The sequence below is a fragment of the Citrobacter sp. Igbk 17 genome, from assembly GCF_028069775.1.
Classification (GTDB): Bacteria; Pseudomonadota; Gammaproteobacteria; order Enterobacterales; family Enterobacteriaceae; genus Citrobacter.
In genome coordinates this window covers 135,167-151,581 of the sequence record NZ_JANEWI010000003.1, presented here as the reverse complement: position 1 = coordinate 151,581, position 16,415 = coordinate 135,167, and the positions used below count along the sequence as shown (strand labels likewise).

Here is a 16,415-nt window from a genome sequence, read left to right as displayed (position 1 = left end):
GCGATCCTTTATTCGAAATCCGGCAGGAAGCGCTTCACATCCACATCTTTAAATGCAGAACGCTGGAAGTTGTGCTTTAGGTGGAATGGCACCGTACAGTCGAAAATCGTTTTACAGGACATCCCTTGTTGCAGAATGCTCGGGCTGTATTCTGGTACTTGTGACGGATCGAGAGGGTGGCAGCGGACACCGGGGATCGTAATCGTATCGACATCGCCCTGATAGCGGGTCTGCATAGCCCATAGCACGTCGTCGCTGTCGAAAATATCAACATCTTCATCTACCAGGATGACATGTTTCAGTTCCGGGAACGCAGAGAAAGCCAGCAAAGCCGCCTGACGTTGACGGCCTTCATCCGCCGGGGATGATTTTTTAAACTGCAGAACTGCCAGCAGCTTACCGCCGCCTGCAGAGTGGGCGAAAACGTTGAGCAGTTTTCCCGGCATGGCACGTTCAACCATATCCAGAATGCTGGCTTCGGTAGGGATCCCGGCCATATTGACGTGTTCTTCGCCTGGACCTACGGTGGTGCGCCAGATAGGGTTGATGCGGTGTGTCACGGCTTTCACTTTGATGACTGGGATAGACTCTTTGGCTTCGCCGGTATAGCCGGGAAACTCGGGCATAGCACGACCGGTATTGGTGTTCTGGTCTTCCCGTACACGTGCGTTTGGCAGCAGCTCGCCTTCAATCACGATCTCGGCATGCGCGATGGCTTTTTCGTTGATGGTTTTACACTGAACCATCTCAACCGCCTTCCCGCGCAGTGCGCCTGCGATGCTCAGTTCGTTAAAGCCCAGTGGGGTAGTGGGGGGTTCAAAACAGGCGGCAATTTCAATCGCGGGGTCCACCCCGATGCTGATAGAGATCGGTAGTGGCCGTCCGGCAGCCTCTGCTTTCATACGAAACGCATCAATATGGCGGCCCGGTGTCAGCCACATCGAGAGCTCGTCACGGCTCTGTACGCACAGACGGTGAATGGTGATGTCGGATTCGTGGGTTTCCGGGTCCGAGGCATAGCACAGGCCCATAGTGATATAGGGACCAGCGTCCTCTTCGGTATTAGTTGGTGCAGGCAGTAATTTACGCAGGTCAAAATCGGCATCGCTCGCCAGATGCACGACGTCCTGGCATACGGCACTCCCCTGGGCTATTACCGGTGCGATTGCGTTTTCCACAGAATCCTTCAGCAGATGCCCCAGTTTTTCAGGTTCACACTGAAGAAAATGACTGACGCGTTGACGTGAGCCGTTCAGGCCAATTGCTACGCTGATATCTGCAAATCCTTTGATTTTATTGAAGACCATTACTGGACCGTTCTTGCGTGTTGGACGCTGGCAGGTGCCGCCTGCGCCAACATAGCGATAAACACCGGAGAGTTCAGCGTGTGGGTCAACTTCGGTATTGGTCTCAACGTATTCGCCGGGCAGTGTTTTAAGAAGTTCGAGTGCAGAGCGTAAATCATGCACCGTTGAGGGTGTTTTGTAATCAGCATTTGCCATGGGATGTTCCTTTGGAAAAGAAGTTTCGCTGCCGGCACAATATTTCCCATGGCGCTTTTAAACAAATACCGTTTACCGGATGGTCAGTAGATCAAAAAAGTTTATTTTAATGACGTGTTAAATAGTGATTAACCAATATGATGTGTAATGGGCTGGCTTTTTATTTTCCCAGGTAAGTGTGATACTGGAGATAAATGAAACTACAGGTGATCATGATGGATTTGAAGCGCTTACGGTATTTTTGTCGGGTGGTGGAGCAAGGTTCCGTCAGCCAGGCGGCGAAATCGCTGAACATGGCGCAACCGCCACTCAGTAAACGAATTCAGGAACTGGAGGAAGAACTTCAGGTATCGCTTTTTATGCGCCGCGGAAACCGTATTGAACCCACGGAAGCCGGATTTTTCCTCTATCGAAAAGGCTGTGAAATATTACGTCAGGTTGAGGACACGGCTCGCGAAACGGCAGACATTGCGCAGAAAAACCGAACTGAATTAAGAATTGGATTAACGCATCTCTATCAGAATTATTTTAAAGCGTTATTGATGGAGGTTCATCGACGTAATCCAGAAACCACGATAAATATTTCAGTTACTGACTCTAGCCATCTTGAAACGTTATTAACGGAAGGTGGAATTGACCTGGCGCTAATACAACGGCCCTATCGTAGTGAAGGTTTTGATTATGTTTCTTTTGACCCGATTAAGCTGGTGGCGGTTATCAATAAAAAATGTCTGTCGGGTCCACCATCGAATCCCTATAACTACACATCACTGGCGGCACTGCCGTTGGTGTTGTTGCACAGAGCGAAGGATTCAGGGACTTACGAAATGCTCATGGATTTGTTTCGTAAATCTGGTGTGAACGCCAGGGTGATCATGCATATCACACAGCCGGGAGTGATCCTCGACTGGCTGGAGTCCGGCCTTGAAGCCGCGACATTGCTACCCTCTTCAGAAGTCGACGCGGAGAAACTCAGCCAGTGCTACGTGGTGGATGTATTCCCCTCGCCACAAATATTTTATCCGGCGCTGGTGAAATTACCGTCCATGCCTTACTTGCCCGCGCTGATGGATATTATTGCACAGGGATATCCGTTTAATACATCAGGTTGAGCCGAAGCGATTGGGGATCGTCCGGCTGGCTGGTATGATAATTACCTCTGGTTTGGAGGTGAACGTTCGTGTTTAGTGCAGAATGTCTGATGAGTAAACGCTTTTATATCTTGATAATGTTGGTAGGCAGCCTGATCGTTGCAGGATGTTCCAGTTCATCTGATTCCGGCTCTACGTATACCGTGAAGCGTGGCGATACGCTGTACGCGATTTCGCGCTCTACCGGTACCAGCGTCAGGGATCTCGCCCGTCTCAACAACATATCTCCTCCCTATACCATCGAAGTAGGGCAAAGGCTGAAGCTTAGCGGTAGCACGAAAACCAGCCCGACTACCGGCAAGAGCACCACAAAATCTTCTACAAAAACAGCGGCAGTCAGACCGTCGTCCTCCGTACCGCAGTCATCCTGGCCGCCGGTGGGACAACGCTGCTGGCTGTGGCCAGCCAGCGGAAAAGTGATCCTGCCTTATTCAACGGCGGATGGCGGCAACAAGGGTATTGATATCTCAGCTGCGCGCGGCACACCGGTTTATGCGGCGGGGGCAGGGAAGGTAGTTTATGTCGGCAACCAGCTGCGGGGCTATGGCAACCTCATCATGATTAAACACAGTGAGGATTACATTACCGCTTATGCGCATAATGATACGCTACTGGTGAACAACGGGCAGAGCGTGAAGGCCGGGCAGAAAATTGCCACCATGGGTAGCACTGATGCGGCATCTGTACGCCTGCATTTCCAGATTCGCTATCGCGCAACGGCGATTGATCCACTGCGTTATTTACCGCCGCAGGGGAGTAAACCTAAGTGCTAACAGGCTATTTTATCAGCAGTTAGCATAGTTTGGGCTTGTCAGAGGGTGCGTAAGGTCTATAATGGCCCACGCACCTCTTCGCGGGCGTAGTTCAATGGTAGAACGAGAGCTTCCCAAGCTCTATACGAGGGTTCGATTCCCTTCGCCCGCTCCAGATCTCTCCCCTTGTTGCAAAACACCGCCAGCTACTGGCTTAATGTGTTTCGCTATCAACAACTTACTTAACATAAGTTGTCTGTGATCGTTCTACCATTGAACGACGAAGTACCAACGGGGATTACACTGTTAGTTGTCACGGATAGTTACTATGGAAATGAGAGTATAACTATTCGGCGGCGGCAGTTCCAACCTCACACCGCGATAGCACAACGTGAAGGCAAAGCCTGATCCGGGCATTGATTCTCATAACCTTACAGTGAAGCGCATTTTTTGCCGATGCTCCCACATGCTACACGTCGCGATGACGTTGCAGGGAATAAACAGGTTTTATGGTGGTCACGGTACTTGCACACCACATGCAAGCTCTGCCAGCGGTTCGGCCTCGCTCCTTCGGGTACATGGTCATCCTGATAAACTTCACTGTCTGACATACCCTGATGTTGTCGCCTGACGGCTCCGCGCGTTGTCTTACCACCAACGGGCATTAGGCTTGTATTGTCTAAAATCAGGGAGAAGGGGAAAGGCTGGATTTCTCCAGCCTTTGACGGTCATCTCACTTTCTTGAAGATGATCAGGATCAACACGGTAGAAATGATGTAACCGAAGAGAGAAACATCAATCAGTCTGTCGTAATACTGTTCAAAATCAGCCACCACAGCATTACAGGCTTCAATAGTGATCGTTTTTTCATTGAGTATGTCAGTGTATTTTCTCGTTATCCCATAATCTAATACATTGACCAAAATGGATGCTATGTAGAGGAAAGAGATCGTGATTATGCTCCCCCATCGGATGAAACATTTTGTTCTACTCGTCAAGGTCATATGAACCACCCAAGAATCCACCAACCGTACCGCCAGAATAACCAGAAGCCGAACCTAATGTAGAGGCTCCCGCAGCAAGGTTTTTCTCCATAGCATTTTCTTCACCAAGAGTGTAATTATCTATGTTTGGATACTGCTCTTTAAATTCATTGGTAACTTCAGTTACTTGCATTGAGTTTAGGCTGCTGCTCTTGCGCATAAGATAATTTTGCAGAGATAAAGGCACTGCAAAATCTTCCACGCCTTCAATCGGTAATTGCGTTGTAGTCGATGTGTAGCTTGTTTCGAAAATGTTTGAGCCAGATTTACGAATTACCTGAACAGTGTGAGTTGTACAGTTGCTACCAGTAAGATCATAGACGTCAATTACTCTTCCCCTGCGTTTGGCTCTTTCACCCATTTTCTCAGTAGGGATTGGCTTTGCTCCTGAGTTCCAAAGGTTTTCAAACAATGAACGTGTCTCCACTATGGATGCATCATCAATTTTGAATACCCGAGCATTAACTTTGTAAAGTTCTTCACGGTAGTAGCTACGAGCATCGTCACCGGTAAAGAAGTTAAGTATTCCATCGCCTGTAAAGTTAGCTGGTCCTCTTCGACCAAAGCGCCCGTAGGTGTAAACGTAGATCGAGTTATTTTCATGCACCGAAACGAAAGCGTGTCCTGCATCGGTGATTTCTGTCCAGATGTAAACGCCGTTCAATAGCTGGTTATCTTCTGGCTTGCAGGTGTCAGCAAAGCTGTTTTGTTTCTTCGCTGCCTGTGCATGTTGCACTGGCTCTACAGGTGCTGTCGCCCAAGAAGGGGTATTCACCTCAACGGTGCCAGGCGCGATAAGAAAATTAGTACCCTGTGGACAACCGCAGTGTATTTCTGAACCGTCCACTGCGACAGCAGCACCATTTGAGTGTCGGTGATCGCCGGTAATAATCACCCCCACTTTCCCACATTTTGGGCAGGGGGTGGTCTTATCGCCAATGTAGAGTTTCAACTTACCCATAACAGACATACCGGGGCGGGCGGCAATGCATTGTGCGCCTGTAGAGGTTTTATCTCCGTGCAAACCAACATTCTTACCGTGAACAGTGCAGCCTCTGTTTACCGATGCCATAGCTGAATCTCCTTATTTCAGAAAGTTAGCTGGCAACGATTCCCCGGCTCGGACTACTCTTCGTACACTTCCCTGAGGCCTACTGATAATTTCGTCGCCGTTGTCGAGTAAGCTTCCAACAAGTGCAGCGGAGTCTCCAGAAGTTTTCCCTACCCCAGTGCTAATCTTCGCCGTGGTTCCATCTGGGTAACGAACTTCATCACCCACACGTGAAACATTTATCCGTTTGCCGCACTCGGTTTCGATCTGCTGCCCGCTGTATTCACTAAAAACCGTTCCCCCATCGCGGGTTAAACTGCCCTCTGTCGCAATCAGATAAGCTGCTGTAACTGGATGAGTGAGATTAAAGGTGTTTTGCTTTTCGATGAGGGAGCGGGCTTCATCATTCATTCCGGCGAGCTGTTCTGCTGTGAATGGTGACTGGTCAAATGCTGCCAGCATTTCGGCGGTAAGTTCATTGGTGTATTGCTTCATAGGTCCCTCTACTTGCTATGGAAATAATTTAATTGGCTATTTTACAAACAATAACCGCATGAGCAACAAGTATTAGACTTAAGTAAAACTACATTTCGTATCAGCCAGTAAAGGGGGCAACTCCTCTTCAAATGTTGCACTGTTCGGACGGTCTGATCGTGACGGTTTTGGTGTAATTGGCGTTGTTGTAGATGCAGAATGTGTACCTTCTTAAAAGGCCATCTCATTGACCTCCTGGCTAACGGCTTGCTCGTCTAAATCCAGATAGCGTCTGGTGTCGGTGATGTTGCTGCGATTTAGCACTGTCATAGTTATCTGGCGAATAAATAAAATACCGGCCATAGTGGCCGGTATTCAGCATTATTATCTATTCTTTAATAATGGCTCTGGTGAGTGGAATAGAGGGGGCTAATATTTCATGCCGTTAACCCAAAGTATGCTCTTATTCTTCCAGATCACGTAAGGTCAACAATTTGGTTTTTTTCACCTGTTCGATATCTTTGGTTCCACCGAGCATCATATTGATGACTAATTCTTTGTTGAGTTGCTCGACAACAGAAGCAACACCTTGAGCTCCGCCGAGGTTTAGACCGTACAGGACAGGACGTCCAATAGCCACGATATCAGCGCCGCTAGCGATAGCTTTAAATACATGTGAACCACGACGTACACCACTATCAAAAATAATTGGCACGCGTTTATTTACAACTTTTGCGATAGAGGGCAGTACATCAAATGAGGATGGCCCACTATCGAGTTGTCTTCCCCCGTGGTTAGAAACCCAGATAGCTGCAGCTCCGGCCTTAATAGCAACCTCTGCATCTTCCGGCGACTGAATTCCTTTCACAATGACTGGCAGACCGGAGATTTGGTGAACGTATTTAATATCTTCCGGAGTGAAGGCTTGTTTGGCTTGTGCGTAAATTTCGCTGATACCAGAACCTTTGCCTGTTTTTGAACCGTCATCACTCTGCTTCGCAAACATCTCAAGATTTGCGAAGCCGAGAGGGAACTGGAAATTATTCTTTATATCGTCTTCGCGATATCCACCAACAGGTGAATCGACTGTCAGAATGATCGCTTTTGCACCATGTTTAACCGCTTCATTTAATATAAATTCGTTAAATTTATTATTTTTACTCATATAGAGCTGGAAGAAGAACGGATTTCCCCCTGATGCTCTGGAAACGTCCTCAATGGTTTTATTTCCGTAGGTGCTTAAAGAGAAAATTGAACCAACCTGGGCCATCCCTCTGGCTGTGGCGAGTTCACCGGTTTCGTGCGCCAGACCCTGGGCTGCCATTGGCGCCTGGATAATTGGTGTTTTTAGCGGAATGCCCAGCAAGCTGGTTGAAAGATTGATATTTTTTAATTCAATACCTTGCAATACTCGTGGAACGATAAATTTCTTATCAAAGCTCTCGGTATTGCTGCGCAGATTATTTTCATCTTCCGCGCCTCCACGAATATAACCAAATGCTCCCTTTTCCATTCTGGCTTTTACTTGATTTTCAAGAGAGTCAATGTTAACCATTTTAATGGGGTGCTCTTCGGTGCTGGCTTTATATGCTTCGGCCTGCGCCAGACCCGATGACATCATCATAGCCACAGAGGCTATGGCCAGAACTGTTTTATTCACTTTCATTCTTACTTCCTTGTTATTGGCGTATTGCTTCAGCCTGAATGTTAATATCAACTGTTTTGCTCATTCCTATGTTGACGAGATAATCAACCCCCCATTGGGTACGATCAATTTTTGCAGAGAAATCACCACCGCAGACCTGAGCGTTGAAAACCGGACTCATATAGCAGCCGAATTTTGTCGTCGTTAACGTGACAGGTTTAGTAACCCCCTTCATCGTCAACATCCCTTCAATGGAGGTAGGTTTGCCCTCAGAGAAGTTCCATTTTGTTGATTTGAATACAATATCTGGATATTTTTCTGCATCGAGTATATCGCTGCTACGGATATGCTTGTCAAATGCTTCCAGACCGGTATTTAGAGACTTTACAGGAATGGTTACCTGCAGTTCACCTTGCTGTTTCTCTGGAAGATATTTCACATCTCCGCTGATGGAGTAAAAGCCACCATGGTTGGTTGATGTCTGAAAATGGTCGATATTAAATGTCGCATTCGTATGCGTACTATCTAATTTATATACTTCGGCATGTGCAATATTCACAAAACCTAATGCGCATACTGCGATCAATATGTTCTTGTTCATGGTGTAACCTCAGAGATAGAAAACAGATGCATTTATAATTCATGTGTTATAACCCGTCCAGATTGAAAAGTGGGAAGCAGTGTCCCATTTATAGAACGATAGGGGGCAGGGGGATTATTCGCTATTGAATAATCCCCCTGCATCACTTTAGAATTATAAGAGTATATTAGATTTAATATTAACCACTCAATCTCTGATAACGCTTATAAAAATAAATTTACCTGCGATAACTGGTTATCCTTGAATGAGATATTCTTTATGTTCCAAAACGCCCCGCAGATGCGGTGAGCCTGATGAGGTGCTGGAAATCCTCCCGGATGCGCAAAAAGGTGCTTTCGCAAAGGAAGATGGCGAGTAGCTGGTAGGTAAAGCAGGCAAACGGCCTTAATTAGTATTAAGGGGGTCTTCCCCCCCTCCGTTTTCCCTCAGAGTATCACGCCAGCATCGGGCGGCAGTGTGCTGTTACCTTCACCCAGATTACGTTGTAGCAATACGGTATCGAGCCAGCGACCATGCTTGAGGCCAATATTCTTTAACGTGCCGACCTCGGTAAATCCGACCTGTTGGTGGACTTTCAGCGATCCCTGATTATTGCTGTCGCCGACGATGGCAATCATCTGTCGGTAGCCGTGTGTTTCTGCCCATGTAATGACATGGTGTAGTAGCGCTTTGCCCGCACCCTGACGTTGTGCTGTCGGATCAATATAAATCGAATCTTCGAGCGTATAACGGTAGGCATAGCGTTCACGGTAGCGGGTGAGATAACAGTAACCGATGACTTTTTCGTCCTGCAGGGCCACAACCCACGGCAACCCCAGCTCGCGGATCTTAGTCAGGCGAACAAGCATTTCGCGGGTATCTGGCGGATCAGTCTCAAAGCTGGCAGTTCCGTGAAGAACATGATGTGCGTAGATAGTATGGATAGCGGGGATATGCTTTTCTTCTGCGTTAACGATTTTCATTGACCAGCTCCCGTTGGCGTCTTTTGCCAGATTACCTGAAAGAATGCGCAAAGGGTAAGCGCAAACGCTTATGGCTCAATGGACATCATTCAATAGCATTAGGCTTGTATTTTGTAAGGGTAAAAATTGATTGTCGTTGATATCGCCAATAATTTAACAAATAGATAAGTACAGTTTTGTGGAATGATAAATACACTTGGGCATAGTGAAATTAACAATTACCTGCGGTGGTTCATTGGGGGATTCCACAATGCCATTTTTGGTAGGGGATAAATTCACTGTTCATAAAATCCTTTAATTTCATTTTGTTATATCTTTATCTAATTCTTTTTACCTGGTTTTGTGTTGCTCGTTTCACCCTGAAACTTAGCCGTTTAAAATTAACTGATGTTATTTATAGTGTTATCAGTTACTGTTAATTATCAGGTTTTTCCTGTCAATTCTCAAAATGCTTATCAGGCAAACAGTTACCTGGTGTTTCTATATTTGCTGATAATAGTTATCATCGTTACGTGGTTTCGTCACGGAAACTTAATCTAAATCCAGTATTCGATCCCAAGAGTATTAGGATAATTTGGTTTAAAATACTTTTTTTGCCTAAGAGTTTTCTTATAACATAGCAAGACCCCACACTGAGTGATAAAATTCCTGAGCTTTCGCCTGCCTCTCAACGACGAGTGGATGAGTCATAGAGAGTCAATAAGACGAAAGAATTAAATGATTTCTAGTCATATTACGAAATAAGCGGCAGTGCACTTTACATGGTCGGCAACCGTCAGGGAATGACTATAACTTATTGAAAACGCTTATTTTTACTGTGATGTAAGATATAAGGGCAGATATGTTCAGTATGCGTCGACATGCCAACTTTATTAAACGCTTTAAGTCAGTAACCTGTTTATTTACGGCAAGCGTTCTTTTCCCAATGCAAGCCTCTGCAGCAGTATCAGATTATGATGCGTTGATTATTGAAGCGCGAGGTGGTAATAGCACACCGTTATTGCGCTACCTTGAGGAGCAGGGAAAGAAAAGTGCGTTAACGCCAAATCAGGTGGCTGACTGGCTGCAAGTATCTGGTTGGGTTGATAACAACGATAAAGCAACCATTGATATCTGGCAGCGGTATCGTGGGCAGATGGATGTGCCTGCACGCGGTAAAGTGGCCGCTGCGCGTGCGTATCGTAACCAGAAGAGCTGGAATGAATCATTAGCGCTCTGGGAGAGCGTTGTACAGGAAGAACCTGAGAACGCCGATGTACGTACCGGCTGGATCATGACGCTGGCGGATGCACGTTACAATCAGCAGGCCCTGACTGAAGCAAATAAATGGGCACGCGCGCATCCGGGGGCTGACTCTGATGCACTGCTTGCCTATGTGTATCATTCACAGGGGAAAAACTGGGATGCGCTGTTAGTCGCCAGCCAGGCGGATGAAGTCGATCCGGGTAACAAAAATGCGAAATCCACGCTGTTGTCAGCGCTGTCAGCCAACCGTGTCGCTGAACCTGCGTTGGAACTGACGGAAGAGGTTCCGACATCTGACCCCGTTAAGCGGCGTCTGGCGCTTGATGCTGCAGCCGAAAAGGTGCGCGCTTCTTATACCTCTGCACGAAATGAAGATGAGCGTTTTCTCGTGGCGGATAAAGCGCTTGCCCGCTATGACCAGTTGCTGGCAGCCTGGAAAGATGATCCCGCAGCCCAGGGCGATGTGCGCCGGGCGAGAATTGATCGCATGGGCGCCCTGCTGGTGCGTAAGCGTACTGCCGACGTGATTCAGGAATACGAATCTCTCTCCGCGGACGGTGAAGTGCCCAACTATGCCAAACGTTGGGTGGCTTCGGCGTGGCTCAGCGAACGTCAGCCGGAAAAGACCGAAGCAATGCTGGCGAGCATCTATTATCCGAACGGACCTATCCCTGTGACGCCGCTCAGTCCTGAAGATCAACAGGATCTGTTCTATGCGCATATTGATAATGAAAACTTTGCTGCCGCTAAAAAACAAGTCGATGACTTGATCAAAGAGAGCCCGTATCTGCGTCGTATCTATGGCTCGCCAACGCCACAGCCTAACGATAACTGGCTGCTCGGGCAGACGCTGCTGACGCAATATCATCTTGCTGCCAATGAACTGCCAGAGGCAGAAAAACTCTCAGAACATCTGGCACGAACGGGTTCTGGTAACCAGGGGCTGCGCATAACCTATGCCTCCGTTTTGGAAGCCCGTGGATTGCCACATGCGGCGGAAAAAGAGCTAAAGCTTGCGGAAGTGATCGAGCCCAGCAACCTGGAGCTGGAGCGTCAGCAGGCCTATGTGGCGCTGGATCTTCAGGAGTGGAAACAGGCCGACGAGCTGACCGATGATGTCATCGCCCGTAGCCCGGATGACGAAGCGACGCTGCGCCTGGCACGGATCCGTGATGTGCATAAAATGTCGGAAGTGCGTATCAGCGGTACGCAGGGGATCTCCTCCGATAGTCCGGTCAGCGGTAAGAATGACTTCAACATCAATACTGCGATTTACAGCCCGCCGATTAATGACAACTGGCGACTGTTTACCGGTTTCAACTTTGCCACCGGCGAGTTTGAAGAAGGAAAAGGCATCAGCCGCGATCTGGCGGCCGGTGCTGAATGGACTTCACGTGATTACTGGGCCGAAATGGAACTGTCTGGCCGTAATTATGGCGACGGGCAGAAACTGGGGGGCCGTCTTTCAGCCTGGCATGACTTCAATGATAACTGGCGTGTGGGTGGGTCAGCAGAGCGTCTTTCCCGCAATACGCCACTGCGTGCGCTGCGTAGCGGCGTATATGCCAACGGCGGCGATATGTATGTCCGCTGGTACCAAAACGAGCGGCGCGAGTATCAATTGTCGTTTGCCGCTTCACATTTCTCGGATGGTAACGATCGTATCGAATACGGGCTTAGCGGAAAGGAGCGTATGTGGACAACACCGCGTTTCACGCTGGATTTTACTCCGGGTATCGGCGGTAGCACCAACACCAAAGAGAATGTGCCGTATTACAACCCCAAAAGTGATTTCTCTGTGGTACCCGGCTTGACCGCGGAGCAGGTGCTTTACCGACACTATGACACCGTGTGGACACAGCAGGGAGTGGCTGGCGTGGGCGGCTACTGGCAACAAGGTGAAGACGCGGGGGCTATCGTCCAGTTGGGTTACGGTCAACGGCTTAAATGGAACAACGTCGTAGATGGCGGGGTGATGCTGGTGTGGGATAAACGCCCCTACGACGGTAAACGTGAGCGGAATATCTCCCTCGCTTTCGATTTGAATGTCAGGTTTTAAGGATTGTTCATGCTGAAAAGATGCCTATGGCTTAGCGCACTCATCGCTGGCTGGTTGATGATTACCGCGTGCAGCAGTGCGCACAATACGACGCCTCGCTACGTTCCTCCTGATGAGAGAACGCCGCTGACGGCCGATCACCCGTGGCCGAAAAATAGTTTTTTGGTTCTCGGCTATCACGATGTAGAGGATGATGCAGCCGATCAGCGTTACCTCTCTGTGCGTACCAGCGCGCTGAGCGATCAAATAGCCTGGCTGCGTGATAATGGTTATAACCCGATCAGCGTCCAGCAAATTCTGGATGCTCATGACGGTAAAATCGTGCTGCCGGAAAAAGCAGTTCTGCTCACCTTTGATGACGGGTATAGCAGTTTCTATACCCGCGTCTGGCCGCTGCTGAAAGCTTACAACTGGCCAGCTCTTTGGGCACCGGTTGGAAGCTGGGTGGATGCCCCTGCGGACAAAAAAGTCGATTTTGGTGGCCTGATGACGGCGCGCGATAAATTCGCCACCTGGAAGATGGTCGAGGAAATGGGCAAATCGCCGTTGGTGGAAATCGGCGCGCATACCTGGAACTCGCATTTCGGTGCTGAGGCGAACCCGCAGGGAAGTAAAGAACCTGCTGTGGCAAACCGTCTTTACGATAAGAAAACCGGCACTTACGAAACGGACGAGCAATACTATCGCCGTATTAATACCGATATCTCTTTGATCACCAATAAAATTAAAGCGGTAACGGGGAAATCGCCACGTGCCTGGGTCTGGCCTTACGGTGCCGCCAGCGGGACGACTTTAAACCTGGCCAAAGAGCAAGGTTATAAGATGGCGTTTACGCTCAATGAAGGGCTGGCGAATGCGGCATTCCTTGATGATATCCCGCGCGTACTGATTTCTGATAACCCATCGCTCAAGCGTTTTGCCAGCCAGGTTGCTCAGGTGCGTGAACCGCAGACGATGCGCGTGATGCATGTCGACCTGGATTACGTCTATGACAAAGATCCCGCCCAGCAGAAGAGAAACATCGATAAGCTGATTCAGCGTGTTTATGACATGCGAATCTCTCATGTCTTCCTGCAGGCATATGCCGATCCGCAGGGCGACGGGAATATTCGCGAGGTCTATTTCCCTAACCGCTGGCTGCCGATGCGCGCCGATCTGTTTAACTATATCTCCTGGCAGTTACAAACCCGTGCTGGGGTTACCGTGTACGCCTGGATGCCGGTACTGGCTTTCGATCTGGATGCCTCAATTCCGCGTGTAACGGCATGGGATCCAAAAACCGGACGTACGGCTATCGATCGTGAACAGTATGTGCGTCTTTCTCCGTGGGATAGCGAAGCGCGTAAACGCATTACCGAGATCTATGAAGACCTGGCGAAGCACGCCAGCTTCAAAGGTATCTTGTTCCATGATGATGCCTTCCTGACGGATTTTGAAGATGCGTCGCCGGAGGCGTTAGCCGCCTACCGTGCCGCAGGACTTCCGGGAAGCATCGAGCAAATCCGTAATAACCCTCAGGCGTTTGAGCGCTGGACTCGCCTGAAAAGTAAGATGCTGATCGACTTCACTAAGCAGTTGACGCAATCGGTACGCAATATTCGCGGTCCGCAGGTGCAAACCGCCCGTAATATCTATGCTATGCCGGTACTGGAACCTGAAAGTGAGGCCTGGTTTGCGCAAAACCTGAATGATTTCCTGAATACCTATGACTGGACAGCGCCGATGGCGATGCCATTCATGGAGAAAATCCCGGCCAATGATGCTAACGCCTGGCTTGATCGACTGGTGAATGCTGTTGCACAGACGCCCGGCGCGCTGGATAAAACCGTGTTTGAACTGCAGGCACGCGACTGGCGTAAATCCGGGGAACAGGCCGAAATCAGTGGTAAACAACTCGCCGAATGGATGCGTCAGCTTAAGTTAAGCGGCGCAGGCAACTACGGCTATTACCCGGATGATTTCATCAGCGATAAACCTGAGATGTCAGAGATTCGTTCGACGTTCTCCTCATACTGGTACCCGCAAAAATGACCGATCGCATAATTGCTTTCCTGATACTTTGCCTGATGTTCAGCCTGCCGTTTGGCGTGGCTGTCGTCTTCACGGGTGAAGTGATGTTGAACTTTGTCTTCTTCTGGCCCTTGTTCATGTCTGCATTGTGGATAAGCGGCGGGGTCTATTTCTGGTTTTACCGTGAGCGTCACTGGAAATGGGGAGATGAAACGCCACCGCCTACTTTGGAGGGAAATCCGCTGGTCTCGATTTTGATCCCGTGTTTTAACGAAGGGATCAATGCGCGTGAGACGATCGAGGCTGCACTGGCTCAGCGATATAAGAATATTGAAGTTATTGCCATCAATGATGGTTCGACAGATGACACGCACGATGTACTGGAACAGCTGGCAACAGAGTACCCAAGCCTGCGAGTGATTCACTTAGCGGAAAACCAGGGGAAAGCCCTGGCGCTTAAGACCGGTGCAGCAGCAGCGCGCAGTGATTACCTGGTCTGCATCGATGGGGATGCGTTACTGGATCGTGATGCGGTCGCCTATATCGTGGCTCCGCTTATCCAGTTCCCGCGCGTTGGTGCGGTGACCGGTAACCCGCGTATTCGTACCCGCTCGACGTTAATTGGCCGCGTACAGGTCGGCGAGTTCTCGTCGATTATCGGCTTAATCAAGCGTACCCAGCGAGTCTACGGGCAGATATTTACTGTTTCAGGTGTCGTTGCCGCGTTTCGTCGCCGGGCGTTGGCTGAAGTTGGTTACTGGAGCCCGGACATGATCACCGAAGATATCGACATCAGTTGGAAGCTGCAATTGCGCCACTGGTCGGTATTCTTTGAGCCACGCGCACTGTGCTGGATCCTGATGCCTGAAACATTGAAAGGACTGTGGAAGCAGCGCCTGCGCTGGGCACAAGGTGGTGCGGAGGTGTTTATCGTTAACATGCGCCGCCTGTGGTCGTGGGAATTCCGCCGTATGTGGCCACTGTTCCTTGAGTTCTGTTTCTCTACCGCCTGGGCATTTGCTTATGCGGTTAGTATCGTGCTGTTCCTGTTAGGGCTGCTATTCCCGATGCCAGACACGCTGTATGTTCAGCATCTGTTCCCGCCAGCCTTCACTGGACTTATCCTCGGCGTGGTCTGCCTGTTGCAGTTCGCGGTGAGTCTGATGATTGAACGGCGCTATGAAAAAGGGATTGGGGCCTCGTTGTTCTGGATCATCTGGTTCCCGGTGGTGTACTGGATGCTGAGTCTGTTCACCACGCTGGTGGCGTTCCCCAAAGTGATGCTCAAACGCAAACGCGGCAGGGCGCGCTGGGTCAGTCCTGACCGCGGTATCGGGAGGATTGAATCATGAACCAACCGCTGATTTTTACCGAACGGCGTCTGCTGCCGCGCCTCATCGACGTCGTGTTGACGCTTATTGCCTGGGTTGGGTTCTTATACCTGATTTATAAAGGGCTGATCGTCGCACTGGCGCATTCACCGTATATGGGAGTTCGTCCCTTTTTCACGACCCTCGATACGGTGACGTTTTACATTCTTATCGCGCTGGTCAACGGGCTGGTGCTAATAGGCTGGGCGAAGTACAACCAGTATCGTTTCCGGGTGGAGCGACGCAGTCGCAGGCCGGGTCTGGAAGACCATGAGCTGGCCGAAAGTTTACGCATTACCCGCGAGTTGGTTACAGAACTGAACAAAGCGAGGGTGCTGACGGTTCACCATCATGAGAATGGCGAGATCAGCCATATCGATGTGGACAGAGATATTGCCGATAATCGCCTGCCGCCGCCAACACCGGCGATGCTGGAGTATTTGCCGATGGAGCCGCAGCCGTCGTTGCACACAAGGGCCGAGTGATATTTCTGCTTTCAGCCGCTTCCTTCAGCCTCGCATGGGTCTATGATTAGACCCAGACAATAAAA

General features: G+C 49.4%; 13 protein-coding genes, 1 tRNA gene and 1 pseudogene. 8 read left to right on the top strand and 7 right to left on the bottom strand.

Going from position 1 to position 16,415, the window contains the following annotated elements:
• Positions 1–8: 8 nt before the first annotated feature.
• Entirely contained in the window at positions 9–1,502 is a 1,494-nt protein-coding gene (locus NNO08_RS02955) for a UbiD family decarboxylase (RefSeq protein WP_271449891.1), read from the bottom strand.
• A gap of 215 nt (positions 1,503–1,717) precedes the next feature.
• Between NNO08_RS02955 and NNO08_RS02950 the strand changes: the two genes are divergently transcribed.
• The 3 genes from NNO08_RS02950 to NNO08_RS02940 all read left to right on the top strand — a co-directional run bounded on the left by NNO08_RS02950 (position 1,718) and on the right by NNO08_RS02940 (position 3,580).
• Positions 1,718–2,614 carry a LysR family transcriptional regulator gene (locus NNO08_RS02950; RefSeq protein ID WP_271456192.1) on the top strand — a complete coding sequence of 299 codons (897 nt, stop codon included), beginning with the start codon at positions 1,718–1,720 and terminating at the stop codon, positions 2,612–2,614.
• An 89-nt stretch (positions 2,615–2,703) separates the two neighbouring features.
• On the top strand, positions 2,704–3,426 hold the full coding sequence (actS, locus tag NNO08_RS02945; protein WP_271442494.1) for an amidase activator ActS: 723 nt from the start codon (positions 2,704–2,706) through the stop codon (positions 3,424–3,426).
• 80 nt (positions 3,427–3,506) lie between these two features.
• Positions 3,507–3,580 (top strand) — tRNA-Gly (locus NNO08_RS02940).
• A gap of 812 nt (positions 3,581–4,392) precedes the next feature.
• On the opposite strand, the gene NNO08_RS02935 is transcribed toward NNO08_RS02940, so the two are convergent.
• The 5 genes from NNO08_RS02935 to NNO08_RS02915 form a co-directional block, all read right to left on the bottom strand.
• Entirely contained in the window at positions 4,393–5,520 is a 1,128-nt protein-coding gene (locus NNO08_RS02935; RefSeq protein ID WP_271456157.1) for a PAAR domain-containing protein, read from the bottom strand.
• A 12-nt stretch (positions 5,521–5,532) separates the two neighbouring features.
• The gene (locus tag NNO08_RS02930; RefSeq protein ID WP_271456156.1) at positions 5,533–5,994 is read right to left on the bottom strand and encodes a hypothetical protein; all 462 of its coding nucleotides are present in this window, start codon (positions 5,992–5,994) and stop codon (positions 5,533–5,535) included.
• 210 nt (positions 5,995–6,204) lie between these two features.
• Positions 6,205–6,336: a hypothetical protein gene (locus NNO08_RS02925; protein ID WP_271456155.1), complete on the bottom strand. Its 132-nt coding sequence runs from the start codon at positions 6,334–6,336 to the stop codon at positions 6,205–6,207.
• 100 nt (positions 6,337–6,436) lie between these two features.
• Positions 6,437–7,639: a lactate oxidase gene (locus tag NNO08_RS02920; protein WP_271449895.1), complete on the bottom strand. Its 1,203-nt coding sequence runs from the start codon at positions 7,637–7,639 to the stop codon at positions 6,437–6,439.
• 13 nt (positions 7,640–7,652) lie between these two features.
• Positions 7,653–8,219, bottom strand: coding sequence for a YceI family protein (locus NNO08_RS02915; protein ID WP_271456154.1), 567 nt, complete (start codon positions 8,217–8,219; stop codon positions 7,653–7,655).
• A gap of 295 nt (positions 8,220–8,514) precedes the next feature.
• Here NNO08_RS02915 and NNO08_RS02910 point away from each other — a divergent pair.
• Positions 8,515–8,577 (top strand): annotated as a pseudogene (locus tag NNO08_RS02910) (arsenate reductase); the annotation flags it as partial.
• Positions 8,578–8,644: 67 nt separating this feature from the next.
• On the opposite strand, the gene NNO08_RS02905 reads toward NNO08_RS02910, so the two are convergent.
• On the bottom strand, positions 8,645–9,181 hold the full coding sequence (locus tag NNO08_RS02905; protein ID WP_271456153.1) for a GNAT family N-acetyltransferase: 537 nt from the start codon (positions 9,179–9,181) through the stop codon (positions 8,645–8,647).
• An 841-nt stretch (positions 9,182–10,022) separates the two neighbouring features.
• Here NNO08_RS02905 and pgaA point away from each other — a divergent pair.
• Genes pgaA through pgaD form a run of 4 tightly spaced genes read left to right on the top strand, consistent with a single transcriptional unit; the run spans position 10,023 to position 16,350 of the window.
• Positions 10,023–12,485 (top strand): poly-beta-1,6 N-acetyl-D-glucosamine export porin PgaA, encoded by a 2,463-nt coding sequence (gene pgaA, locus NNO08_RS02900; RefSeq protein ID WP_271456152.1) that lies wholly within the window; start codon positions 10,023–10,025, stop codon positions 12,483–12,485.
• A 9-nt stretch (positions 12,486–12,494) separates the two neighbouring features.
• Positions 12,495–14,516, top strand: a complete 2,022-nt coding sequence (gene pgaB / locus NNO08_RS02895; RefSeq protein WP_137382670.1) for a poly-beta-1,6-N-acetyl-D-glucosamine N-deacetylase PgaB — start codon at positions 12,495–12,497, stop codon at positions 14,514–14,516.
• Positions 14,513–15,847, top strand: coding sequence for a poly-beta-1,6-N-acetyl-D-glucosamine synthase (pgaC, locus tag NNO08_RS02890; protein WP_040232145.1), 1,335 nt, complete (start codon positions 14,513–14,515; stop codon positions 15,845–15,847). The genes pgaB and pgaC overlap by 4 nt, the downstream gene beginning before the upstream one ends.
• Entirely contained in the window at positions 15,844–16,350 is a 507-nt protein-coding gene (pgaD, locus tag NNO08_RS02885) for a poly-beta-1,6-N-acetyl-D-glucosamine biosynthesis protein PgaD (protein ID WP_271456151.1), read from the top strand. Before pgaC ends, pgaD begins: the two co-directional genes overlap by 4 nt.
• Positions 16,351–16,415 lie beyond the last annotated feature (65 nt).